The following is a 22,127-nucleotide window of genomic DNA, read 5'->3' as shown; positions in this document are numbered from 1 at the left end:
ATCAATCGGGCCAGCGGATCTCAGGCAGCGATTCGAACGCCGGCCTGGCCAGGAAATAGCCCTGGAACAGGTCGATGCCTTCGTCCTGCAGGAATCGCAGTTCGTCCCGGGTCTCCACGCCCTCGGCGATCAGCTCCACGCCCAGGTCGGCGCACAGCGCGACTACGTGGCGGATGATCTTGCGGCGCCGCGGATCGGCCGGCAGGCCGCGCACCAGCGCCATGTCCAGCTTGACCAGGTCGCTGGCCACGTCCGCGAGCAGGTTCAGCCCGGAGTAGCCCGAACCAAAATCATCGAAGGCGGTCAGGAAACCCCGCTGCTGGTAGTGCTGCACGATCTCGCGCAGGTGGCCGTGGTCATGCACCTGCTCGACCTCGGTGAACTCGAAGATGATCCGGTCCACCGGAAAACCGTAGGTGCGTGCCGCCTCAAGCGTGGTGCGGATGCACAGCTCGGGCCGGTAGACCGCATTGGGCATGAAGTTGATGCTGACGTAACCGGGCACGCCGACCCGGCTGGCCAACTCGATCGCCTTGACCCGGCAGGCCTGGTCGAACTGGTAGCGGGTATCGGCATTGACGTGTTTGAACACCTCGCCCGCCCCTTCCCCACCCTGCCCGCGCACCAGCGCCTCGTGCGCGAACACCTCGCGCCGCGACAGCCGCACGATCGGCTGGAAGGCCATCGTGAACGAAAACCCCAGGCCAGCGCCTTCCCGGCACTCCCGGCAGGCCAGTTCGCGGTAGTTCTTCTGTTCCTTCATGCCACCTCCGGCCCGCAGCCCGGGCACTGTGGATCCGCCCGCAGGCGGGTTTCTCGGAATCGCATCGCCAATGCATCGAAGTGCAGCAGCCTGCCCGACAGCGGTTCGCCAATACCAAGCAGCAGCTTGATCGTTTCGGTGGCCTGCAGCAGGCCGATGACGCCGGGCAGCACGCCCAGCACGCCGGCTTCGGCGCAGTTGGGCGCATCCCCGGCCGCCGGCGCCTCCGGGAACAGGCAGCGGTAACACGGCGCTTCGCCGCGCCGCCGTCCGGCATCGAACACGCTGACCTGGCCTTCGAAGCGATGCACCGCGCCGTAGACCAGCGGCTTGCGATGGCGCAGGCAGGCAGCATTGAGCACGTAGCGCACCGGGAAGTTGTCCGCGCCGTCGAGCACCACGTCGACGTCGCGCACCAGCGCATCGACCGTGTCGTCGGTGACCCGCACCCGTTCGGCCTGCATCTGCACGCGCGGGTTGAGCGCCTCCAGCGCCCTTTTCGCGGACTCCACCTTGGGCTGGCCGATGCGGTCCTCGGTGTGCAGCACCTGGCGCTGCAGGTTGCTGCGGTCGACGACGTCGTCATCGGCGACCACCAGCTGGCCGACGCCGGCGGCCGCCAGGTAAAGCGCTGCCGGCGAACCCAGGCCACCGGCGCCCACGAGCAGCACGCGTGACTGCGCCAGGCGGCGCTGGCCTTCGAGGCCAACCTGCGGCAGGCGCAGGTGGCGCGAATACCGCTCCAGGAAATCGGCGTCGTCCGGTGCGCCGGAGACGGTGGGCAAACCTTCCCGGCACCAGTCCTCGAAACCGCCGGCCACCGAACACAGGCGTTCGTAGCCCCGCGCCTGCAGGGCATGCGCTGCCAGCATGGAGCGCCGGCCGCTGCCGCAGATCAGCAGCAGCTCGGCGCCGGTGTCGGGGGTGATGCGCGTGGGATCCGATTCCAGGCTGGCACGCGGCACCGGCAGCGCGCCTTCGGGCAGGCCCAGGGCGTGCTCCCCCGGTTCCCGCACGTCCAGCAGCCGGCTGCCCTGCGCCATGCGGCGACGGGCTTCGGCAGGCGTGATTTCCTCGATCGGCGGCATGGGACCAGTCTAGCCGCGACCCGCCGCGCAGGGCAGGCACTCGATCACGGTGCCGGCGGCGAACTCGCCGGCACCTTCCGGAAGCACCAGCAGCACGTCGTTGGCCGCGGCGGCGGCCAGTCGGTGCGAACCGGTGGCGGCGTCGGGCGCCACATGCAGCTGGCCGTCGTCGTCCATCTGCAGCCGGCCGCGCATGAACTCACGGCGCTCGTGGCGTTTATGCACGGTATCGGTGAGCCTGGCGCGCCAGCGCATGCGCGGTTCGGTGCGGCCCTGCAGGCCATCGATCAGGCGGCGACCCAGGGTCAGGAAGGTCGCCAGCACCGAAACCGGATTGCCCGGCAGGCCGAGCAGCAGCGATTCACCCAGGCGCCCGAACAGCAGGGGCATGCCCGGCTTCATGCGCACTCTCCAGAAGCAGGTTTCGCCGCGCGACTGCAGCAGGGCCGGCAAATGATCCTTCTCGCCAGCCGAGACGCCGCCACAGGTGATCACGAGGTCGAAGGAGAAGGCCGCGTCTTGCAGCATCGAACGGATGCGCTCGGGATCGTCTGGCAGGATCGGCCAGGCCACCGGTTCCAGGCCTTCGGCCAGCAGCAGCGTCTGCAGCATGGCGCGGTTGGAGTCGTGGATCTCGCCAGGCGCCAGCGCTTGGCCCGGCGGTTTCAGCTCGTCGCCGGTGGTGAACACGGCGACGGTCGGCCTGCGTGCGACGGCGAGTTCCGGCAGGCCCAGCGCGGCGGCCAGGCCAAGGCGGGCGGGCGTCAGCACGTCACCGGCGCAAAGCAGGCGCGTCCCCGGCATCACGTCTTCGCCGGCAGGGCGGATATGGTCGTTCGCCGATGGCGCGTGGTCGGTGCAAAGGCGGTCGCCATCAACCCGCGCGTTTTCCTTGATGACGATGGCCTCGGCGCCGGCCGGAAGCGGTGCGCCGGTGGTGATGCGGCTGCCCTGCCCCGCCGCCAGCACCAGGCCCTGGTCCGCGCCGGCGTACTGCTCGCCCACCAGCTGCCAGCCACCGTGCGGCATCGGCAGGCCACGCACGGCGAAACCGTCCATGGCCGCGTTGTCGAAGTTCGGCAATGCGATCGTAGCCACCAGATCCTCGGCCAGCACGCGCCCAAGGCCGCGCTGCAGCGGGATTCGCTCGGTGGACAGCCGGCGACCGGCGGCGACCCGATCGATGATTGCGGCGGCTTCGTCGAAGCTGATGCGCGTGGGGAAGTCAGCAGTCATGGCGTTTGATCATAAGCCTCGGGCGTATTGGCATTGCCCAGGCGTGCGGGGGAAATGTCCAGCGTGGCCGGACGCAGCGTAGCCAACGCACGATGTACGGTGGCTTCACCGGCGTCGAGTGCCGATGTCGCAGCCGCGTGCAGCTCGCCACGCGGCCACAGGCCCACCAGCGGCTGCAAGCCGCCGGCGTCGCGCAGCCAGGCGCCTCGCGTCGCTGCCACACTGGCGAATTGGTCGAACAGGTTTGCCGGCAGGTCGAAAACATCCACCGGCAGCACCAGCAGCCAGGGCGTGCGGCAGGCCGACGCCAGCGCTTCCAGACCGGCCAGCGGGCCCGGCTGGCCAGGGCGGCGGTCCTGCACGCAGGTGAAGCCCCGCTCGCCCCAGCGCAGGTCGGGTGCGCGCACGCTGGCAAGGCGCGCGGCGAAGCCCGCGTCCGTGAGTTCCTGCAGCAGGGTGTCGATCGCCGGCCTGCCGCGTCGCGGCAACCAGGCCTTGTCGCAACCGCCGACGCGCTCGCCGCGTCCACCGGCCAGCAGGCCCAGGGTGACGGCGTCGGCCGCGATCACTTCCCGCGCTTGACGTGCCGCATCAGGCGGCGCTTGGCCTTGATCTGCCGGTCGCTGAGCGGGTTCTTCTTGCCCTCGTAGGGGTTTTCGCCTTCCTTGAAGATGAAGCGGATCGGCGTGCCCACCAGCTTGAAGCGCTTGCGGAAGAAGTTCTCGAGATAACGCCGGTAGCTTTCGCTCAGCACGCGCAGGCGGGTGCCATGCACGATGAAGGTCGGCGGGTTGGCGCCGCCCGGATGGCAATAACGAAGCTTCGAGACGTGGCCGCGCACCGCCGGCGGCGGGAAGCTCTGGTAGGCGATTTCAAGCGCCTTGGTGACTTCCGAGGTGCTGAATTCCTTCGTCGCCGAGGCATGGGCGCGATGGATCGCGCGGAACAGCTCGCGCATGCCGGTGCCGTGCAGCGCCGAGATGGTGATGCGCTCGGCCCACTCGCAGAACGAGAGCTTGCGAACCAGCATGCCCTGGGTTTGCTCGCGCTGGTATTTCGACTGCCCGTCCCACTTGTTGACGGCGATCACGAGCGCCTTGCCGGCCTGCAGGATCAGACCCAGCACGGTGGCGTCCTGTTCGGTCACGCCTTCACCGGCGTCGAGCAGCACAACGGCGACCTGGCAGTTTTCGATCGCCTGCAGGGTCTTGAAGACGGAGAACTTCTCGACCGCTTCTTCCACCTTCGAACGCCGGCGCAGGCCGGCGGTGTCGATCAGGCGGTAGTCGCGGCCGTCGCGGGTCAGGTCCACCGCGATCGAGTCGCGGGTGGTGCCGGGCACGTCGGAGGCGATCATGCGCTCCTCGCCCAGCAGGCGGTTCACCAGCGTCGACTTGCCGACGTTGGGGCGGCCGAGGAAGGCGATGCGGATGCGGTCCGGGTCGTCGGCCAGCACGGCGGCGTCGCCGTCCTCGGGCAGCTCGGGAATGACCTCCTCGAGCAGCTCGGGTACGCCGCGCTGGTGCGCCGCGGCCACCGGGATGACCTTCTCGACGCCGTAGCGCGCGAACTCGGCCAGCACCGGCGCCAGCTCGAGGCCGTCGACCTTGTTGATGACCAGGAAAAAGCGCCGGCCGGTCTTGCGCAGCCAGGCCAGGATCGCGTCGTCGACCGACGACGGCCCTTCGCGGCCGTCGACCACGAACAGCACGAGGTCGGCTTCTTCCACCGCCGCACGCGCCTGGCGCGCGGTGGCGCCGGCGAGGCCTTCTTCGTCACCCGAGAGGCCGCCGGTGTCGCACAGCCCGAAGGGCCGGTCTTCGACCAGCCGGCAGAAACCATAATGACGATCCCGGGTGACCCCGGGTTCGTCGTGAACGAGCGCGTCACGACTGCGCGTCAACGCATTGAACAGCGTTGACTTGCCGACGTTGGGACGGCCCACGAGAGCGACCAATGGCAACACGCGGAACTCTCCCGTGGATTACGTCGCGGCGCTTACTGCGCCGGCGACGGGTAAGCGGACAGGCGACCCTCGGAGTCCAGCACCACCAGGGTGCCGGTCGGGGTGACCTGGGGGGTGCCGCGGATCGGCGCCCGGCTGGCGCGGTCGCGGCCGACGATGACGCCATCGTCCGCCCGCAGCCAGTGCAGGTAGCCTTCGACGTCGCCGACCACGACGTAGTTGCCGTGGATGGCCGGCGTGGTCAGCCAGCGGCGGGCCAGGGCTTCCTGGCGCCACAGGGCCGAACCGGACGTGCGGTCGAGCGCCCAGACCGTGCCCGAGGGATCGGACAGGACGACGCGGTCGCCCAGCAGGGCCAGGCCGGAATAGCCGCCGGTGTCGCGGTTCCACAGCGGACGACCGTTCTGGGTCGAGATCGCCATGGTCTGGCCGGCGAAGCTGGTGGCGTAGAGCTCGGAATAACCCAGGGCGAGCTCGCCATCGACGTCGGCCATGCGGTCGAGGTCGTTGCGGCCTTCGGACTCGGCGACCAGCTGGGTCCACGCGACCAGACCGTCGGCAATGCGCAGCGCGACGACGGTACCGTCGTCGTAACCGAGGTAGGCCAGCTGGCCGTCGCTGACCGGCGCGCCATTGCCGCGCACGCTCAGGGCCGGCACGCCGCGGTCGAACACCCACTTGCGGCTGCCGTCGGCCGGGTCGAGGCCGAAGGTACGGCCGTCGTTGGCGCGTACGATGATGCGTTCAGGGGTGACCAGCGGCGCGGCGATCACTTCGGACGTGACCTTGGTGCGCCAGCGTTCGGCGCCGGTTTCGGCGTCCAGCGCGATCACCTCGCCATTGCGGCCACCGGCCACGACCAGGCCGTTGCCGACGCCCGGGCCGCCGCTGAGGCCACCGTCGATGGCCTTGCGCCGCCAGAAGAACAGCCGGCTGCCTTCCTTGCGGGTCGGGGCGACTTCCGAGTCCCAGAGCACGTCGCCGGTGTTGGCGCTGATCGCGAGCACGCGGCCTTCGTCGTTGGACACGTACAGGCGGTCGCCTTCGATGGCCGGGCGCTGGCGCAGGCCCAGGCTGGCGTTTTCATCGCCAAGCTTGCGCGACCAGGCCTTGTCGACGGCGATGGCGCTGCTGATCTCGGTCAGCTCGGCGGGTTCGATGGCCTTGCTGGCCTTGTCGCCAAACCAGCCCTTGAGGGTGGAACAGCCGGTGGCGGTGGCCAGCAACGCGGCGATGATCAGGGTACGACGCAGCATGCGCTCAGGCCTCCGGGGTCTCGGGCAGGCGGCCTCCGGCCGCGGTGAACTTCATTTCGATGATGCCGCGGGTGGCGGCACCGACGTCGAGCGCGGCCAGGGCTTGCTCGTAGGCCGCACGGGCCTGCTCGCGATTGCCCAGCGCCAGTTCGGCGTCGCCGCGCAGCTCGCTGGCCACGCCCGGGTAGCTGGGCAGCGGGTGGGCATCGAGCCGCTTGATGACGTCCTCGTGCCGGCCCAGCGCCGCCAGCAGGCGCATCGCGCGCAGCTGCAGCAGTTCGGCCATGGCCGGGTCGAGCTCGCTGGCATCCACGGCGTCGAGCCGGGCCAGGCCTTCTTCGGCCTTGCCGGCTTCGAGCAGCCGCTGCGCTTCGTTGATCGCGACCAGGGCCACGTAGGGCGTTTCCGGGTGGTTCTGGCGCAGCGCCTCGGCGTGGGCCAGGGCCTTGTCGGTCTGCTCGCCCTCGGACGCGCGGGTATAGGCCAGGAACTCGGACGCAGCCTCGACCTTGCGCTGTTCGCCCTGCCCCTGCCACCACTGCCAGCCACCCAGGGCGGCCAGGCCGAGGGCGATGCCGGTGATCAGGGAAGAGCCGTTGTTCTTGAGCCAGGCGCGAACGCGTTCGCCCTGTTCGTATTCGTCAATCTGGTCCATGGATCACTTCTTCGGGCCCGCGCACGGACGGCGCGGGCAGTGGGTCGGGTGGCCGGGGCGCGGCGGTTTACCGCGCGGGCTGGGGTTCGCCGCCAGAGGATACCGTAAAGCGGGCGACGTTCGCCGCGCGGAAGGGCTCGAGGTCGACGGGCTGGCCGTCACGCAGCACTTCCACCGCGGCTGCGTTGCCCAGTTTCACGTAGCCCACCTCGCCGTCGGCGTAGCGGCGCTCGGCCCCGGCATCGAGCAGCGCGCGTTCAAGCGGCCGCCCCTGGGGATCGTTCACTTCCAGCCAGCTCTGGGCGCTGAAACGAAGCACCAGGCCATCCTGATCGAGGACGGTGGCCGGCGTTGCCGGCACCGGCGCCTTGGCCGGAACCGGGGTCATCGAGGCCATCACCGGTTCGGGACCGGCGGGCTTGCTGTCCGGAGCCGGCAAGGTGGCCGGTTCCTCGAGGGAACCTTCGCCGGCCGGTTCCAGGGCGGCCAGCACCGAGGCATCCGGCTCGAGGGTCAGCGACACCGGGCGGTCGGCGTTCTGGTAATGACGGGCGACCAGCACCACGGGCACCACCAGCACGGCGGTCATGACCAGGTACACGACATTACGCAGGGACTTGTCCAGGGTGCGGCGCAGCCGCGACCGCGAGGCCATCGGTACCAGGGCCGGCGCCGGCGTGGGCGCGATCACCTTCTGGAGCATGTCCTGGGGCAGCCCCAGAAGACGCAGGTAGCTGCCGAGATAGCTGCGCACGTAGATCGAGGCACCCAGGCGCTGCCAGTCCTCGCGCTCCATCGCATCGATGACGGCCACCGGCAGGCGCAGCTGCTGTCCCGCCTGCTCCTGGCTCAGGCCAGAGGCTTCCCGGGCCATGCGCAGGCGCAGGCCGATCGGATCTTCAAAAAGCGCTTCCTGCCGGCCTTCGGTGGTCATGACTGCGGAGCTTCCTCCCTGGCGGTTGGCGTGTGGTCGGGATAACCCTGGCGCAAACGGGTGCGGTAACGCTCGGCGGCGGCGCGGTCGCCGGCGCCTTCTTCGATGGCGATGGCCAGTTCCAACAGTTCGGCACCGACCTCGCCCACCGCCTCGCGACGCTGGAAGAAGGCCCGGGCGCCGAGGAAGTTACGCTGCTGGTATTGCAGCCTTGCCATCTGTTCGAGCAGCGCGGCGCCGTCGGGGTCGATGTCCAGCCCCTTGCGCAGGGCGGGTTCGGCCCGGTCCAGCCGGCCGCCCAGCATCGAGCAGCGCCCGGCGTTGAAATAGGCCTGGGCCTTGGCTTCGTAGAACGGATCGGCGACGGCACGGCTGAACACCTCGTCGGCCTCGTCGTACTGCTGGCGTTCGCAGAGCCAGGCGCCGTAGGCGTTGAGCACGTGGCCGGTGTCCGGGGCCAGTTTGGCGGCCTGGGCGAAATGCTCACCGGCCCGGGACTGATCGTCCAGGGCCTGGCGGATCATGCCCATCACCACCTGCACGTCGGCCGAGCCGGGATCGCTGCGCATCGCGCGCTGGGCGCGATCCATGGCGACGTCGAGCTTGCCCGAGGCCAGGTAGTTCTGCGCCAGCTGCAGGTTGGCCATGCCCTTGTTGCTCATCTCCGGCTGCGCCTTGAGCGCGCGCGGGGTGCCGCCGCCGGTCCCGGCACAGCCGGCCAGGGCCAGTGCCAGGGCACCGGCGAAGAGGAACGGGTGGGACTCAGGCCGCATCGGAAACCCCCTGTTGTTCGAGCTTGCGCTTGAATTCGGACTGGCGACGCGTGCGGTCCATGACCTGGCCCTTGAGCTGGCCACAGGCCGCATCGATGTCGTCGCCGCGGGTACGCCGGACCATGGCGAGCACGCCGGCGTCGAGCAGGATCTTCTGGAAGGCGCGGATGTCCTCTTCCCCGCTGCGCTCGAAGCGCGTGCCCGGGAAGGGATTGAACGGGATCAGGTTGACCTTGCCCGCGTCCGCGTACTGCATCTTGTTGGAGAACGACTTCATCAGCTTCGCGAGTTCGCGTGCGGTGGCCGGGGAGTCGTTGACGCCCTTCATCAGGGTGTATTCGAAGGTGACCGAGTCGCCCTTTTTCTTGCGGCGCAGATAGCGCACGCACGATTCCATCAGTTCGGCGACCGGGTATTTCTTGTTGAGCGGGATCAGCGCGGTGCGCAGTTCGTCGTTAGGCGCGTGCAGCGACACCGCCAGCGACACGTCCGACTCTTCGGCCAGGCGGTCGATCATCGGCACCAGGCCCGAGGTGGACAGGGTGACGCGCTTGTTGGCCAGGCCGAAGCCCAGGTCGTCGCGCATCAGGCTCATCGCGCGCACGACGTTGTCGAAGTTCAGCAGCGGCTCGCCCATGCCCATCATCACCACGTTGGTGAGCTTGCGATTGAGATGGGTCTTGTTGCCCAGGTGCTTCGAGGCCACCCACACCTGGCCGATGATCTCGGCGGTGCTGAGGTTGCGGTTGAAGCCCTGGGTGGCGGTGGAGCAGAACTGGCAGTTCAGGCCACAGCCGACCTGGCTGGACACGCAGAGCGTTCCGCGGCCCTTGTCGGGAATGAACACCGCCTCGATGGCGTTGCCCGCGTCCATGCCCAGCAGCCATTTGTGGGTACCGTCCGCCGACGGCTTGTCGAAAAGCACGTTCGGCGGGCGGATTTCAGCGACCGCCTCGAGCCTGGCGCGCAGCGCCTTGCCCACGTCGGTCATTTCGGCGAAATCGGTGACGTGCTGGTGGTAGATCCACTTCATCACCTGCTGGGCACGGAAGCGCTTTTCGCCGATGTCGGCGAAAAAGCGCTCCATGCCCTCGCGATCGAGGTCGAGCAGGTTGATCTTGGCAACGGCCTCGTTCACGACATCAATCAACGCGGGCAGAGCTCGGTGGCGCTGAAGAAGTACGCGGTTTCGATCTGCGCGTTCTCCAGGCTGTCGGAACCGTGCACGGCATTGGCGTCGATGGTTTCGGCGAAGTCGGCGCGGATGGTGCCCGGCGCGGCTTCCTTCGGGTTGGTGGCGCCCATCAGGTCGCGGTTCTTCGCGACGGCGTTTTCGCCCTCGAGCACCTGGATCATCACCGGACCCGAGGTCATGAACTCGACCAGGGCGTTGAAGAAGGGACGCTCGCGGTGCACCGCGTAGAAGCCTTCGGCCTCCTTGCGGGAAAGGTGCTTCATCTTGGCCGCGACGATCTTGAGGCCGGCCTTCTCGAAGCGGGCGTAGATCTCGCCGATGACGTTCTTGGCGACCGCGTCGGGCTTGATGATGGAAATGGTGCGCTCCAGCGCCATGGTCTAACTCCGTAGGTTGCAGGGGGTTTGGGAGCCCGTGAATTTAACACAAAACCCCGGTACGGCGAGGGTTTAGCGCAAATCCCTGATTATTTCCAGCAGTATCGGCCACCCCACCCTCACCCCCTGCCGGCGAGCCTCGGGGCCGTCACTTGTTTGAATTGCCCATTTGACCCGGGCCCGGCTCCGGGTACACTCGCCAACACCTGTTTGAATCGAACACTGGCAAGCCATGACCTCGAGCCATTTCAACACCAAGGAACGCATCCTCGGCGCCGCCGAAGAACTGTTCGCCCAGCACGGCTTCGCGGGCACCTCGCTGCGGCAGGTGACCAGCCGGGCCGACGTGAACATCGCGGCGGTGAATTACCACTTCGGCAGCAAGGAAAACCTGGTCAACGAGGTCTTCCGCCGGCGAATGGACGAGATGAGCGAACGCCGCCTGGCGCTGCTTCGGCAGGCCCAGGAGAAACACCCCGGCGACCTGGAAGCCATCCTCTCGGCCTTCATCGAGCCGCCCCTGGCCCTGACCATCGACCGCCACGGCGGCTCGGCCTTCGTGCGGGTGCTGGCCCGGGCCTTCGCTGAAAAGAACGACCGCCTGCGCAAGTTCCTGTCCGACAACTACGGCCACGTGCTGCGCGAATTCGCCAAGGCCCTGGGCCAGGCCCTGCCCGACCTGGCCAAGGAAGACCTGTACTGGCGACTCGATTTCACCGCCGGGGCCCTGACCTACGCCATGGCCGATTTCGGCCTGATCAAGCGCCCGGCGGGCGTTTCCGAGAAGGTCCACTGCGAGAAGGCCGCCCAGGCCCTGATCAGGTTCGCCGCCGCCGGCCTCCGGGCCGGCTGAGCCGAAGCCACCCCTTTCCCCTCCTCCCACGGAGCTGTTCCCATGCCTCAACTTCTCATTCGCAAGGTCGCCGTGCTTGGCGCCGGCGTGATGGGCGCGCAGATCGCCGCCCACCTCGCCAACGCCGACGTCGAAACCGTCCTGTTCGACCTTCCGGCCAAGGAAGGCAAGCCCAACGGCATCGTCGACAAGGCCATCGCCAACCTGGGCAAGCTCTCGCCCTCGCCGCTGGCCAGCAAGTCCAAGGTCGCGGCCATCACCGCCGCCAACTACGACCAGCACCTGCACCTGCTCGCCGACTGCGACCTGATCATCGAGGCCATCGCCGAGCGCATGGACTGGAAGAAGGACCTGTACGACAAGATCGAGAACCACGTGGCGCCGCACGCCATCCTGGCCTCGAACACTTCTGGCTTGTCTATCAATGGCTTGGCCGAGGTTCTTCCGGAATCACTTCACTCGCGGTTCTGCGGCGTGCATTTCTTCAACCCGCCGCGCTACATGCACCTGGCCGAGCTCATCCCCTGCGCGAAGACTGACCGGGAAGTCCTTGAAGGACTTGAAACTTTCCTGGTCACCACCCTGGGCAAGGGCGTGGTCTACGCCAAGGACACCCCGAATTTCATCGGCAACCGCATCGGCGTGTTCTCGATCCTGGCCACGCTGCACCACACGGCCGAATGCAAGCTCGGCTTCGACGAGGTCGATGCCCTGACCGGCCCGCTGCTGGGGCGCCCGAAGTCGGCGACCTACCGCACCTCCGACGTGGTCGGCCTGGACACCATGGCCCATGTCATCAAGACCATGGCCGACACCCTGCCGGACGATCCCTGGCACAAGTACTTCAAGGCCCCGGACTGGCTCAAGGCGCTGATCGAGAAGGGCGCGCTGGGCCAGAAGACCGGCGCCGGCATCTTCATGAAGAAGGGCAAGGAAATCCAGGTCCTGGACCTCAAGGCCCAGGACTACCGCCCGGCCACCGGCGCGGCCGACCCGGAAGTCGTGGCCATCCTGAAGAACCGCAACCCGGCCGAGAAGTTCGCCCAGCTGCGCGCCAGCGAGCATCCGCAGGCGAAGTTCCTGTGGGCGATGTTCCGCGACCTGTTCCATTACAGCGCCTACCACCTGTCTTCCATCGCCGATACGGCGCGTGACGTCGACCTGGCCATCCGCTGGGGCTACGGCTGGAAGCTGGGCCCGTTCGAGACCTGGCAGGCCGCCGGCTGGAAGCAGGTGGCCGAGTGGATCGCCGAGGACATCGTGGCCGGCAAGGCCATGTCCAGTGCGCCACTGCCCGACTGGGTGTTCGATGGCCGCGACGGCGTGCACGCCGCCGAGGGCAGCTTCAGCCCGGCCAAGGGCGAGAAGCTGCCGCGCTCCAACCTCGCCGTCTACAACCGCCAGCGTTTCCCGGACCCGGTACTGGGCGAACGCGCCAGCCCGGGCGACACCGTGTTTGAAACCGACGCCGTGCGCATGTGGACCGACGGCGACGGCATCGCCGTGCTCAGCTTCAAGACCAAGATGCACACCGTCGGCGACGGCGTGCTAGCTGGCCTCCAGGAGGCCGTGGACCGCGCCGAGAAGGATTTCCGGGGCCTGGTGATCTGGCAGCCGAGCGAACCGTTCTCCGCCGGCGCCGACCTGGCCGGGGCCCTGGGCTCGCTGCAGGCGGGCCGGATCGCCGAGTTCGAGGCCATGGTCGCCACCTTCCAGGCCACCAGCCAGCGCATCAAGTATTCGCTGGTGCCGGTGGTCGCGGCCGTGCGCGGCCTCGCCCTGGGCGGCGGCTGCGAGTTCCAGATGCATGCCGCACGCAGCGTGTTCGCGCTGGAAAGTTACGTCGGCCTGGTCGAGGCCGGCGTCGGCCTGCTGCCGGCCGGCGGCGGCCTGAAGGAAATCGCCGTGCGCTCCGCGCAGGCGGCCGGCCCGGGCGGCGACGTCTTCGCCGAACTCAAGCCTTATTTCGAGGCCGTCGCGATGGGCAAGGTTTCGACCTCGGCCTTCGAGGCCAAGGAGCTCAAGCTCGCCCGCGAAGCCGACCTGGTGGTGTTCAACGCCTACGAGCTGCTGCACGTGGCCAAGGCCCAGGCCCTGGCGCTGGCCGAGTCGGGCTATCGCCCGCCCCTGCCCGCCCGCGCGATTCCCGTGGCCGGCGACGTCGGCATCGCCACCTTCCGGATGATGCTGGAGAACATGATCGAAGGCCGCTTCATCTCCGAACACGACTACGAGGTCAGCAAGCGCATCGCCACGGTGATGTGCGGCGGCGACGTGGATCGCGGCGCCCTGGTGGACGAGGAGTGGCTGCTGCGGCTCGAGCGCGAGCATTTCGTCGCGCTGGCCCAGATGCCCAAGACCCAGGAACGCATCGCCCACATGCTCAAGACCGGCAAGCCGCTGCGTAACTGAGCGACGACGAGGACAAACAAATGACCAAGCAAATCCAGGACGCCTACATCGTCGCCACCACCCGCACCCCGGTGGGCAAGGCCCCGCGCGGCGTCTTCCGCAACACCCGCCCCGATGAAATGCTCGCCCACGTGCTCAAGGCCGTGGTCGCGCAGTGCCCGGGCATCGACACCAGCCGCATCGACGACGCGATCATCGGCTGCGCCATGCCCGAGGGCGAGCAAGGCATGAACGTGGCGCGCATCGGCGTGCTGCTGGCCGGCCTGCCCGACGTGGTGGCCGCGCAGACCATCAACCGCTTCTGCTCCTCCGGCCTGCAGGCCGTGGCGCTGGCGGCCGACCAGATCCGGCTGGGCAACGCCGACCTGGTGCTGGCCGGCGGCACCGAGTCGATGTCCATGGTGCCGATGATGGGCAACAAGGTGGCCATGAGCCCCAAGGTCTTCCAGGACGACAACGTGGCGATCGCCTACGGCATGGGCATCACCGCCGAGAAGGTCGCCGAGGAATGGAAGGTCAGCCGCGAAGACCAGGACGCGTTTGCCCTGGCCTCGCACCAGAAGGCGCTGGCGGCGCAGGCGGCCGGTGAATTCAAGGAAGAGATCTCGCCCTACGGCGTGGTTTCCCGCCAGCCGGTGCTCGGCGGCGAAAAGATCCAGCAGCGCGAGTTCGTGGTCGAACACGACGAAGGCCCGCGCCCCGACACCAGCGCCGAAGGCCTGGCGAAGCTGCGCGCGGTGTTCCGCAACGGCGGCTCGGTGACGGCGGGCAACAGCTCGCAGATGTCCGACGGCGCCGGTGCGGTGATGCTGGCCTCGGAATCGGCGATCAAGCAGTACGGCCTGACCCCGCTGGCGCGTTTCGTCAGCTTCTCGGTCGCCGGCGTTCGCCCGGAAGTTATGGGCATCGGCCCGATCGCGGCGATTCCCAAGGCGCTCAAGCAGGCCGGCCTGAGCCAGGACCAGCTGGACTGGATCGAGCTCAACGAAGCCTTCGCCGCGCAGGCGCTGGCGGTCATCCGCACCTGCGAACTGGACCCGGCCAAGGTGAACCCGCTCGGCGGCGCCATCGCCCTGGGCCACCCGCTGGGCGCCACCGGCGCGATCCGCACCGCGACCATCGTGCACGGCCTGCGCCGTCGCCAGCAGAAGTACGGCATGGTCACCATGTGCATCGGCACCGGCATGGGCGCCGCGGGCATCTTCGAAGCCCTCTGAGTCGCTGAACCGGGGACGGACCCGCCGGGTCCGTCCCCTTCCCGGCTACGCCATCCGGGTGCCGTTGGGGACCGGGCGTTCGAGAGTGGTGATGACGACGCCCTCTTCCGTGGGAAATCCCGTGAGCAGGAATTCCGAGCGCACCGGCCCAACCTGCTTGGGCGGAAAGTTGATGACGCCGACGATCTGCCGGCCGACCAGGTCTTCGGCGCGGTAGAGGGTTTTCACCTGGGCGCTGGTCTTGCGCACGCCGTGCGGGCCGAAGTCGACCCAGAGTTTCCAGGCCGGCTTGCGCGCCTCGGGGAAATCCTCGACCCGTTGCACCGTGCCGGCGCACAGCATCACCTTCTCGAAGTCGGCCCAGCTGATCAGGCCCGTTGGCTGTTCCTGGTTGCTCATCGTGATTCCCGCCAGTCCTTCCAGGCGTCGCGGGCCTGGTACCACCAGTAGCTTAGCTGGGCGCCGGCGAAACCGGCGGGTTTGAGCGCCGACACCAAACCGTAATCGGCCATCTCGCGCCAGCGCGGGTCGCCATGGGCGATCGCGGAGGCCAGCAATTCGCCGGCGAAGGTCGTCGGCGCCACGCCGTGGCCACCGAAGGCCTGCGCGAGCCACAGGCCCTCTTCCACCTTCCCCACCTGCGGCATCTGGTGGCGGGCGTAGCTCATCAGGCCCGACCAGGCGCGTTCAATGCGAAGCCCGTGCAGCTGGGGGAAGACGCGCAGCATGTCCCGGCGCAGCAAGCGCCGGACGGCCCCGGGCGAGCGGTCCCGCACCGAAATCCGCCCGCCCCACAGCAGCCGCGTGTCCGGAAGCGGCCGGTAATAATCGAAGGCGAAACGACTGTCGTAGATCGCCGCGCGCGTCCGCAGCACCTCGCCGAGGCGCGGACCCAGCGGCTCGGTCACCATCACGTAGGTGGCGATCGGCATCACCCCGGCATCCACCTCGCGGCGAAGTCCCGCCAGGTAACCGCCGCAGGCCAGCACCACGTGCCGGGCATGCACCTCGCCGCCGGGCGTGCGCACGCGCCAGCCGCCGCCGTCGCGATCGAGCGACACAGCCGGACTGGCTTCGTGGACGCGTACGCCGGCCGCCGCGGCCACCCCGGCCAGGCCGCGGGCATAGGCGAGCGGGTCGAAATGCAGGGCATTGGCTTCGTACAGGCCCTCGGTGTAGCGCTCGCTGACGATGCGATGGGCCATCTCGGCGCGATCGAGCCACTGCCATTCCACCCCGAAGTCTTCGGCCAGCAGGCGCTGGCGTGTGCGCAGCGCGGTGGGGTCGCGGAACCAGTTCGCCCAGATCACGCCGGCGTCGGTCGCGTCGCAGGCGATGCGGTGCTGCCGGATCCGTCGGCGGATCAATTCCACGGCGTCCAGCGTGCCCTGGTAAAGGGCCTGCGCCCGCTGCTGGCCCAGCTCGGCCAGCAGTTCGGCCTCGCCGCGGGAAAAGCCTCCGAAGACGAAGCCACCGTTGCGGCCCGAGGCCCCGTGGCCGATCTCACGGGCCTCGAGCAGCAGCACGTCCTGCCCTCCCCGCTCCGCGAGGCCCAGGGCCGTGTTCAGGCCGGCGAAGCCACCGCCGACGATGCAGGTATGGACCTCGTGCCGCCCGGACAGTGGGGCACGCCCCGGCGGCGCCGGGGTGCGGGCGCGATAGAAGCTTGTGGCGTCCACCCGCCCCTGCCCTGCCGACGCGAGGCCGGAGCTCAGCGCGCCAGCGCGGCGCGCATGTATTCGCGCGCGGGCTCGGCCAGGTCCTCGTGGTCGAGCGCGAACTCGATGGTGGCCTCGACCAGGCCGATCCGGCTGCCGCAGTCGAAGCGGCGGCCTTCGAAGCGATACGCCAGCGCGCGTTTTTCCGCCATCAGCGCCGCAATCGCATCGGTGAGCTGGATCTCGCCGCCCGCGCCGGGCGCGGTCTTGCGCAGCAGTTCGAAGATGCTGCCGTCGAGCACGTAGCGGCCGACCACGGCCAGCGTGCTCGGCGCGTCCTCGGGGTGCGGTTTTTCGACGATGGCTTCGATCTCGCCGAACCGGCCCGAGAAATCCCGGGTCGCGACGATGCCGTAGCTGCCGGTCTGCTCGCGCGGCACGTCCTGCACCGCGATCACGCTGGCGTCTTCGGCTTCGGCCAGGTCGGCCATCTGCCGCAGCGCGCCGGGGCCCTTGTTCCAGATCAGGTCGTCGGGCAGCAGCACGGCGAAGGGTTCGTTGCCGATCACCGGCTCCGCGCACAGCACCGCATGGCCCAGGCCCAGGGCTTCGGCCTGGGTCACGAACACGGCGCGCACGCGGCGCGGCAGCACGTCGCGGATCAGCGAAAGCAGCTCGGACTTGCCCTTCTTCTCGAGCTTGTGCTCGAGCTCGTAGGCCTTGTCGAAATAATCGGCCACGGAGTGCTTGTAGCGGTTGGTGACGAACACGAGCGTGTCGCAGCCGGCCTCGACGGCCTCGTCCACGGCGTACTGGATCAGCGGCTTGTCGACCACCGGCAGCATTTCCTTGGGCACGGTCTTGGTCGCCGGGAGGAAACGCGTGCCCAGGCCCGCAACGGGGAAGACGGCTTTTCTGATTCGGGAAGTCATTCGTTACCTGTCAGTCGGGTTTGAGGTCCGCCGGGTACGGGTCGTCGCCCTGGCGGGCGTCGGGCCGGTACTCCGGCACGGCTTCGCGCAGCAGCGCGACCAGCGCGTCCTGCGCGCCCGGCTCGGCCAGCAGCAGCTCCAGCTTCGCCATCAGCTGGCGGAGCGGATCGACGGCGAGGTCCCGCGGCCGGGCCTGCAGGATGCGCGGGTGCCGGGTGCGCTGGTAACGCTCCTGCGGGTGGAAAAGGATTTCGTGCAGCTTTTCGCCCGGGCGCAGGCCAATGTAGCTCACCTTGATGTCGATCCCGGGTCGCTTGCCGCTCAGGCGGATCATCTGCTCGGCCAGTTCGCGGATCGGCACCGGCCGCCCCATGTCCAGCGCGTAAACCGCGCCATTCTCGCTGGCCAGGCCCACCGAGTGCAGGATCAGCTGGCAGGCCTCGGGGATGGTCATGAAATAACGCGTCACCTCCGGATGGGTGACCGTGACCGGTCCGCCGGCGGCGATCTGCTGCCGGAACAGCGGCACCACGCTGCCGGCCGAATCGAGCACGTTGCCGAAGCGCACCACCGAAAGACGAACGGCGCTGCCCTCGAGTTCGGCTTGGCAGGCCAGCTCGGCGAAGCGCTTGCTGGCGCCGAGCACGTTCACCGGGCAGATCGCCTTGTCGGTGGAGATCAGCACGAAGTTCCCGACGCCGGCGTCGCGGCAGGCCCGCGCCAGCACCGACGAGGCCAGCACGTTGTTGCGCAGGGCCTCGCGGGTCTGCGTCTCGAGCATCGGCACCTGCTTGCAGGCGGCCGCATGGAAAACGTAGTCCACGCCGCCCTGCAATGCGATCGCGCAGGCCACCGGATCGCCGCAGTCGGCGAGCATCGGCAGCACCGGCACGCCGGGGTAAAGGCGCGCCAGCTCCTCGGTGATCTCGCACAGCGGCAGTTCGGCGCGCTCGAACACCACCAGTTCCGCGGCGCCGGCGGCGGCGCACTGCCGGGCCAGCTCCGAACCGATCGAGCCGCCGGCGCCGGTGACCAGCACGCGCTTGCCGGCCACCGTGCCCAGGCCCAGGGTCGGGTCGAACTCCACCGGCGGGCGTCCCAGCAGGTCCTCGATGCGCACTTCGGCCAGCTCCAGCCGATGCGGCCGGCCGGCCAGCACGTCGGTCAGGCGCGGGGCGGCGCGGAACGGCAGGCCGGTGTCGTCGCAAAGTTCCACCACGCGCTGCATCTCGCTGGCGCTGGCCGAGGGCATCGCGATGACCAGCAGGTTCGGCGCGGTTTCCTGGGCGATGTAAGGCAGTTCGCTGATGGCGCCGAGCACCGGCACGCCGCGCACCTTGGCACCCTTGAGCGCCGGGTTGTCGTCAAGCATGCCGACCGCCGAGTAGCGACCATCGCTGGCCAGTTCCCGCAGCAGGTTCTCGGCGGTGCGCCCTGCCCCGAGCACCAGCACGCGCTTGGCGTCGACGTTGGTGGTGCGCAGCCGGTAGTCCTTCCACAGCCGGTAGAGCACGCGCGGCAGGCCCAGCATCACCACCAGGGCCACCGGATAAGGGAACAGCACGCGTCGCGGCACGTCCGGCAGCAGGCCGATCAGGAACAGGATCGCGACGATCAGCAGCACGCCCAGCAGCGCGCCGCGCACCAGGTTGGCCAGGTCCGGCACGCTGGCGAAGCGCCACAGGCCCTGGTAAAGGCCCACCAGCTGCAGCACCACGCCCTGGGTGAGCACCGCGACCACCAGCTCGGTCTGCAGCGACGGCGCCGGCGGCGCACCCGCCATCGCGGCCAGCCAGCGCAGGCCCAGCCAGACCGCGACGATCATCGCCAGGTCGTGCAGCACGATCAGCAGCCGCGGCATCAGGCTGGTGACACTTTGGATCGCGGATCTCATCCGGCGGGACTTCCGTGGGAGGAACGCCCGGTCGCTGCCGGCCGTGGCCAGGCGCGCCCCAGGAGCGAATAGGCAATGATGCCAAATCCGAGCAGCGCCAGGCTGCCTGCGGGCGCCAGCGTCGCCGGCTGGCGCTGCAAGCAAAGCGCCAGGCCACAGGCGACGGCCGTCCAGCCGGCATACAGCGCGCAGATGCCGGCATGGCTCCAGCCGTGGCCGACGGCGCGCTGGTAGAGATGTTCGCGATGGGCACGCCAGAGCACCTGGCGGCGCCGCGCGCGCGAAAGCAGGGTCAGGCCCGCGTCGAGCACGAAGGCCGATACCGGCAGGACCAGCAGCCAGGGCGACACGCCGCCCGGGCCGGCGGCCATCAGCAGCAGGGCGGCGATGCCGTAACCCAGCGCGTGGCTGCCCACGTCACCCAGGAACAGGCGCGCCCGGGGGAAATTGAGCGGCAGGAATCCGAGGCAGGCAGCCGCCAGCGCCACCGCCAGCCAGGCCGCGGACGCCGGCGCCAGGGCCGCCAGCCCCAGCGCGGCCAGCAGCGCCTGGCTGGTGGCCAGCCCGTTGCTGCCGTCCATGAAATTCCAGAAATTCACCATGACCAGCACGAGCGCCCAGGCCATCAGGTGGCCCGCAAGCGGGCCCACCGCCTCGGGCAGCAGCGGGAAGGCCGCTGCGAGACAGGCCGCGCCCAGGGCCTGCAGCAGGCCTTTGGCCAGCGGTGGCAGCGGCCTGAGGTCGTCGACCAGGCCGGCGCCGGCACACAGGAGCAGGCCGAGGGCGAACCAGCCCCTGCCCGGCCCCAGCCACGCCGAGGCCAGCAACAGCGCCACCGCGATGCCGATGCCGCCCCCGCGGGGCGTCGGCACGACGTGCAGCCGCCGCTCATCCGGCGCGTCCACGACGCCACGGCGCAGGGCCCAGCCGCGCCACGCCAGCGCCAAAGCGAAACCGGCCACCAGCGAGAGCATCGCCAGACCCCAGAGCGGTGGTGCCGGCATCACTCGCTGACCGCGCCGTGCACCGGCTTGATGCTGCCCCAGCTCTTGCAGCCCGGGCACTGCCAGTGGTGGGCACGGGCGCCAAATCCGCAGCGCTGGCAGCGGTAACCCGGGGTGCGCACCACCAGCTGTTCGGTGACCTGCTTGAGCGTCTTCAGGGCCACCGCCGGATCCGAGCCGGCGTCGCGCAGGCTCAGTTCGATGAAGGCCGCCTCGCCGCGCACCGACGGCCGCTGGCGCAGCTGGGCGGACAGGAATTCGAGCGCGGCGCCCTTGCCTTCTTCCTGTTCGTACATGCGGGTCAGCGCCAGCACCGGCGAAACGCCCGGGTAATGTTCGATCATCTCGAGCAGGAAACCGCGGGCGCGCGCGGTCTCGCCGCGGCGCTCGTAGCAGGCCAGCAGGGGTTCGAGGATCTCCGGCAGGAACTCGATGTCGTGGCGGGCGACGCGTTCGAAGGCGCGGATGGCGGCCGCGTCGTTGCCTTCGGCCAGTTCCAGCCGGGCTTCCACCAGGCCCGCGCGCACCGAGTGGCTGTCGGCGGCATAGGCTTCGGCGACATGGCTGCGCGCGGTCGCCAGGTCGGACTTGAGCCGGGCCATCTCCGCCAGCTCGCAGTGGAACTGCGCGATCAGCTTGCCCATGGGTTCGCCGCCGGCGTCCTCGAGCTTGCGCGCGTGTTCGATCGCCTTGGCCCAGTCGCGCTCGGCCTGGTAGACCGAAATCAGGTGGCGCAGCGCCTGCGGCGCCAGCACGCCCATGCGCACCAGGTCGGTGAACAGGGTTTCGGCGCGGTCGAGCAGGCCGGCGCGCATGTAGTCCTCGCCCAGAGCCAGCACCGCACGGGTCTTTTGCTCATCGCTCAGTCCCGGCCTTGCGACCAGGCTCTGGTGCAGGCGGATGGCGCGGTCGACTTCGCCGCGGCGCCGGAACAGGTGGCCCAGCGCGAACTGGGTTTCGACCGTGTCCTTGTCCACCGCGGCGATCTGCAGGAAGACTTCGATGGCCTTGTCCTGCTGTTCGTTGAGCAGGTAGTTGAGGCCACGGAAGTAGGTATTGGACAGGCGCGACACCCGCGCGCCGCCGCGGCGTTCACCACCGCGCCGGCCGGCCAGCCAGCCGCCGGCCGCCGCCACCGGCAGCAGCAGGAACAGCCAGACGAGTTCAGTCATGCGTGCCCGGCCCGGGGGCCGGCACCTGTTCCACGGGTTTGTCGCGGCGCAGGCGGTGGCGCAGCGGCCAGATCACCGAAGCGGTCAGCACGAAGCCGGCCAGCACGGCGCCCGCCAGCACCGCCAGCAACAAACTGGTTCCCAGCGAGAGGGCCTGCACCTGCCACAGACCGAGGTCGATGCTGACCGGATCGCGGTTGAGCGCGCCAAAAAGCACGCCGAACGCGACGAACAGCAGTGCGAGCAGGGCCTTGATCAATCGCATGCGGAAGATTCCCGGTGCCAGTCGGCGGCAAGCTTAGCCGATCCGGGCCGGTGGACTCAGCCTTCGGCGAGCGGGGTGGCCGCGACGGCGGCGACGGGCGCGTTGCGCGCGTTCACGCGGTCACGCAATTCCTTGCCCGGCTTGAAGTGCGGGACATACTTTCCGGGCAGGGCCACGGACTCGCCGGTCTTGGGGTTGCGACCCAGGCGCGGCGGACGGAAATGCAGGGAAAAACTGCCGAAGCCGCGGATTTCGATGCGTTCGCCCTGCGTCAGCGCGCCGCTCATCATCTCGAGCAGGGTCTTGACGGCCAGGTCCACGTCGTCGGCCTTGAGATGCGCCTGGCGCCGCGACAGCACCTCGATCAATTCGGACTTGGTCATCTCCGGGCGATCCCTCGGTCTTCTCTGGGTGGCGGCGGGGGGGCCGCCGCCCCCCACCGCCCCCCCCCCCCACCAACACCGGAAATACACGACC

22 protein-coding genes are annotated in these 22,127 nt (G+C 69.2%); 3 read left to right on the top strand and 19 right to left on the bottom strand.

Annotated elements, in window-relative coordinates:
* Window position 1: 1 nt before the first annotated feature.
* The 11 genes from ACE3TE_RS03730 to ndk form a co-directional block, all read right to left on the bottom strand.
* On the bottom strand, window positions 2-763 hold the full coding sequence (locus ACE3TE_RS03730) for an EAL domain-containing protein (protein ID WP_374602310.1): 762 nt from the start codon (window positions 761-763) through the stop codon (window positions 2-4).
* Complete coding sequence (moeB, locus tag ACE3TE_RS03725) at window positions 760-1,851, bottom strand: molybdopterin-synthase adenylyltransferase MoeB (RefSeq protein WP_374602308.1); 1,092 nt, start codon at window positions 1,849-1,851, stop codon at window positions 760-762. Before moeB ends, ACE3TE_RS03730 begins: the two co-directional genes overlap by 4 nt.
* Before the next feature lie 9 nt (window positions 1,852-1,860).
* Window positions 1,861-3,087, bottom strand: a complete 1,227-nt coding sequence (gene glp, locus ACE3TE_RS03720) for a gephyrin-like molybdotransferase Glp (RefSeq protein ID WP_374602306.1) — start codon at window positions 3,085-3,087, stop codon at window positions 1,861-1,863.
* Window positions 3,084-3,656 (bottom strand): molybdenum cofactor guanylyltransferase, encoded by a 573-nt coding sequence (locus ACE3TE_RS03715; protein WP_374602304.1) that lies wholly within the window; start codon window positions 3,654-3,656, stop codon window positions 3,084-3,086. The genes glp and ACE3TE_RS03715 overlap by 4 nt, the downstream gene beginning before the upstream one ends.
* Window positions 3,653-5,053, bottom strand: coding sequence for a ribosome biogenesis GTPase Der (gene der / locus ACE3TE_RS03710; protein WP_374602302.1), 1,401 nt, complete (start codon window positions 5,051-5,053; stop codon window positions 3,653-3,655). Before der ends, ACE3TE_RS03715 begins: the two co-directional genes overlap by 4 nt.
* A gap of 32 nt (window positions 5,054-5,085) precedes the next feature.
* Complete coding sequence (bamB, locus tag ACE3TE_RS03705) at window positions 5,086-6,309, bottom strand: outer membrane protein assembly factor BamB (protein ID WP_374602300.1); 1,224 nt, start codon at window positions 6,307-6,309, stop codon at window positions 5,086-5,088.
* A gap of 4 nt (window positions 6,310-6,313) precedes the next feature.
* A complete protein-coding gene (locus ACE3TE_RS03700; RefSeq protein ID WP_374602298.1) occupies window positions 6,314-6,964 on the bottom strand; it encodes a YfgM family protein in 651 nt (216 codons plus the stop codon).
* Window positions 6,965-7,031: 67 nt separating this feature from the next.
* Window positions 7,032-7,898, bottom strand: coding sequence for a RodZ domain-containing protein (locus ACE3TE_RS03695; RefSeq protein WP_374602296.1), 867 nt, complete (start codon window positions 7,896-7,898; stop codon window positions 7,032-7,034).
* Complete coding sequence (gene pilW, locus ACE3TE_RS03690; RefSeq protein ID WP_374602294.1) at window positions 7,895-8,671, bottom strand: type IV pilus biogenesis/stability protein PilW; 777 nt, start codon at window positions 8,669-8,671, stop codon at window positions 7,895-7,897. Before pilW ends, ACE3TE_RS03695 begins: the two co-directional genes overlap by 4 nt.
* Window positions 8,661-9,758, bottom strand: a complete 1,098-nt coding sequence (gene rlmN, locus ACE3TE_RS03685; RefSeq protein ID WP_374602612.1) for a 23S rRNA (adenine(2503)-C(2))-methyltransferase RlmN — start codon at window positions 9,756-9,758, stop codon at window positions 8,661-8,663. Before rlmN ends, pilW begins: the two co-directional genes overlap by 11 nt.
* A 59-nt stretch (window positions 9,759-9,817) precedes the next feature.
* Entirely contained in the window at window positions 9,818-10,243 is a 426-nt protein-coding gene (gene ndk, locus ACE3TE_RS03680; protein ID WP_374602292.1) for a nucleoside-diphosphate kinase, read from the bottom strand.
* A gap of 232 nt (window positions 10,244-10,475) precedes the next feature.
* On the opposite strand from ndk, the gene ACE3TE_RS03675 reads away from it, so the two are divergent.
* From ACE3TE_RS03675 to ACE3TE_RS03665, 3 genes are read left to right on the top strand one after another with little or no spacing between them, the layout of a single operon-like run.
* Entirely contained in the window at window positions 10,476-11,096 is a 621-nt protein-coding gene (locus tag ACE3TE_RS03675) for a TetR/AcrR family transcriptional regulator (RefSeq protein ID WP_374602290.1), read from the top strand.
* A 42-nt stretch (window positions 11,097-11,138) separates the two neighbouring features.
* Window positions 11,139-13,508, top strand: coding sequence for a 3-hydroxyacyl-CoA dehydrogenase/enoyl-CoA hydratase family protein (locus ACE3TE_RS03670; protein WP_374602288.1), 2,370 nt, complete (start codon window positions 11,139-11,141; stop codon window positions 13,506-13,508).
* Window positions 13,509-13,528: 20 nt separating this feature from the next.
* Window positions 13,529-14,725, top strand: coding sequence for an acetyl-CoA C-acyltransferase (locus ACE3TE_RS03665; RefSeq protein WP_374602286.1), 1,197 nt, complete (start codon window positions 13,529-13,531; stop codon window positions 14,723-14,725).
* Between the two features lie 45 nt (window positions 14,726-14,770).
* Here ACE3TE_RS03665 and ACE3TE_RS03660 read toward each other — a convergent pair whose 3' ends face one another.
* The 8 genes from ACE3TE_RS03660 to ACE3TE_RS03625 are packed head-to-tail and all read right to left on the bottom strand — an operon-like array spanning window position 14,771 to window position 22,033.
* Entirely contained in the window at window positions 14,771-15,124 is a 354-nt protein-coding gene (locus ACE3TE_RS03660; RefSeq protein ID WP_374602284.1) for a tRNA-binding protein, read from the bottom strand.
* Window positions 15,121-16,404, bottom strand: coding sequence for an NAD(P)/FAD-dependent oxidoreductase (locus ACE3TE_RS03655; RefSeq protein ID WP_374602282.1), 1,284 nt, complete (start codon window positions 16,402-16,404; stop codon window positions 15,121-15,123). Before ACE3TE_RS03655 ends, ACE3TE_RS03660 begins: the two co-directional genes overlap by 4 nt.
* Before the next feature lie 32 nt (window positions 16,405-16,436).
* The gene (gene galU / locus ACE3TE_RS03650) at window positions 16,437-17,315 is read right to left on the bottom strand and encodes a UTP--glucose-1-phosphate uridylyltransferase GalU (protein WP_374602280.1); all 879 of its coding nucleotides are present in this window, start codon (window positions 17,313-17,315) and stop codon (window positions 16,437-16,439) included.
* A gap of 10 nt (window positions 17,316-17,325) precedes the next feature.
* Window positions 17,326-19,209 (bottom strand): polysaccharide biosynthesis protein, encoded by a 1,884-nt coding sequence (locus ACE3TE_RS03645; protein ID WP_374602278.1) that lies wholly within the window; start codon window positions 19,207-19,209, stop codon window positions 17,326-17,328.
* Window positions 19,206-20,213 carry a lipopolysaccharide biosynthesis protein gene (locus tag ACE3TE_RS03640; protein ID WP_374602276.1) on the bottom strand — a complete coding sequence of 336 codons (1,008 nt, stop codon included), beginning with the start codon at window positions 20,211-20,213 and terminating at the stop codon, window positions 19,206-19,208. Before ACE3TE_RS03640 ends, ACE3TE_RS03645 begins: the two co-directional genes overlap by 4 nt.
* Window positions 20,213-21,385 carry a lipopolysaccharide assembly protein LapB gene (lapB, locus tag ACE3TE_RS03635; RefSeq protein WP_374602274.1) on the bottom strand — a complete coding sequence of 391 codons (1,173 nt, stop codon included), beginning with the start codon at window positions 21,383-21,385 and terminating at the stop codon, window positions 20,213-20,215. The genes ACE3TE_RS03640 and lapB overlap by 1 nt, the downstream gene beginning before the upstream one ends.
* Window positions 21,378-21,650 (bottom strand): lipopolysaccharide assembly protein LapA domain-containing protein, encoded by a 273-nt coding sequence (locus ACE3TE_RS03630; RefSeq protein ID WP_374602273.1) that lies wholly within the window; start codon window positions 21,648-21,650, stop codon window positions 21,378-21,380. Before ACE3TE_RS03630 ends, lapB begins: the two co-directional genes overlap by 8 nt.
* A 56-nt stretch (window positions 21,651-21,706) precedes the next feature.
* The gene (locus ACE3TE_RS03625; protein ID WP_374602271.1) at window positions 21,707-22,033 is read right to left on the bottom strand and encodes an integration host factor subunit beta; all 327 of its coding nucleotides are present in this window, start codon (window positions 22,031-22,033) and stop codon (window positions 21,707-21,709) included.
* Window positions 22,034-22,127: the final 94 nt, after the last annotated feature.

Origin of the sequence: Arenimonas sp. (assembly GCF_041919775.1) — a bacterium.
In the GTDB taxonomy this organism is placed as follows: Bacteria; Pseudomonadota; Gammaproteobacteria; order Xanthomonadales; family Xanthomonadaceae; genus Arenimonas.
The sequence above is the reverse complement of the archived record's forward strand: the minus strand, read 5'-3'. Positions and strand labels throughout refer to the sequence as shown.

Coding starts and splice junctions, on each gene's coding strand:
- moeB (WP_374602308.1), bottom strand. CDS start 1,851: ATGCCGCCGATCGAGGAAATCACGCCTGCCGAAGCCCGTCGCCGCATG.
- ACE3TE_RS03695 (WP_374602296.1), bottom strand. CDS start 7,898: ATGACCACCGAAGGCCGGCAGGAAGCGCTTTTTGAAGATCCGATCGGC.
- ACE3TE_RS03660 (WP_374602284.1), bottom strand. CDS start 15,124: ATGAGCAACCAGGAACAGCCAACGGGCCTGATCAGCTGGGCCGACTTC.
- glp (WP_374602306.1), bottom strand. CDS start 3,087: ATGACTGCTGACTTCCCCACGCGCATCAGCTTCGACGAAGCCGCCGCA.
- ACE3TE_RS03630 (WP_374602273.1), bottom strand. CDS start 21,650: ATGCGATTGATCAAGGCCCTGCTCGCACTGCTGTTCGTCGCGTTCGGC.
- ACE3TE_RS03645 (WP_374602278.1), bottom strand. CDS start 19,209: ATGAGATCCGCGATCCAAAGTGTCACCAGCCTGATGCCGCGGCTGCTG.
- ACE3TE_RS03625 (WP_374602271.1), bottom strand. CDS start 22,033: ATGACCAAGTCCGAATTGATCGAGGTGCTGTCGCGGCGCCAGGCGCAT.
- ACE3TE_RS03640 (WP_374602276.1), bottom strand. CDS start 20,213: ATGCCGGCACCACCGCTCTGGGGTCTGGCGATGCTCTCGCTGGTGGCC.
- rlmN (WP_374602612.1), bottom strand. CDS start 9,758: ATGGAGCGCTTTTTCGCCGACATCGGCGAAAAGCGCTTCCGTGCCCAG.
- ACE3TE_RS03670 (WP_374602288.1), top strand. CDS start 11,139: ATGCCTCAACTTCTCATTCGCAAGGTCGCCGTGCTTGGCGCCGGCGTG.
- bamB (WP_374602300.1), bottom strand. CDS start 6,309: ATGCTGCGTCGTACCCTGATCATCGCCGCGTTGCTGGCCACCGCCACC.
- ndk (WP_374602292.1), bottom strand. CDS start 10,243: ATGGCGCTGGAGCGCACCATTTCCATCATCAAGCCCGACGCGGTCGCC.
- ACE3TE_RS03700 (WP_374602298.1), bottom strand. CDS start 6,964: ATGGACCAGATTGACGAATACGAACAGGGCGAACGCGTTCGCGCCTGG.
- pilW (WP_374602294.1), bottom strand. CDS start 8,671: ATGCGGCCTGAGTCCCACCCGTTCCTCTTCGCCGGTGCCCTGGCACTG.
- galU (WP_374602280.1), bottom strand. CDS start 17,315: ATGACTTCCCGAATCAGAAAAGCCGTCTTCCCCGTTGCGGGCCTGGGC.
- ACE3TE_RS03730 (WP_374602310.1), bottom strand. CDS start 763: ATGAAGGAACAGAAGAACTACCGCGAACTGGCCTGCCGGGAGTGCCGG.
- lapB (WP_374602274.1), bottom strand. CDS start 21,385: ATGACTGAACTCGTCTGGCTGTTCCTGCTGCTGCCGGTGGCGGCGGCC.
- ACE3TE_RS03665 (WP_374602286.1), top strand. CDS start 13,529: ATGACCAAGCAAATCCAGGACGCCTACATCGTCGCCACCACCCGCACC.
- ACE3TE_RS03675 (WP_374602290.1), top strand. CDS start 10,476: ATGACCTCGAGCCATTTCAACACCAAGGAACGCATCCTCGGCGCCGCC.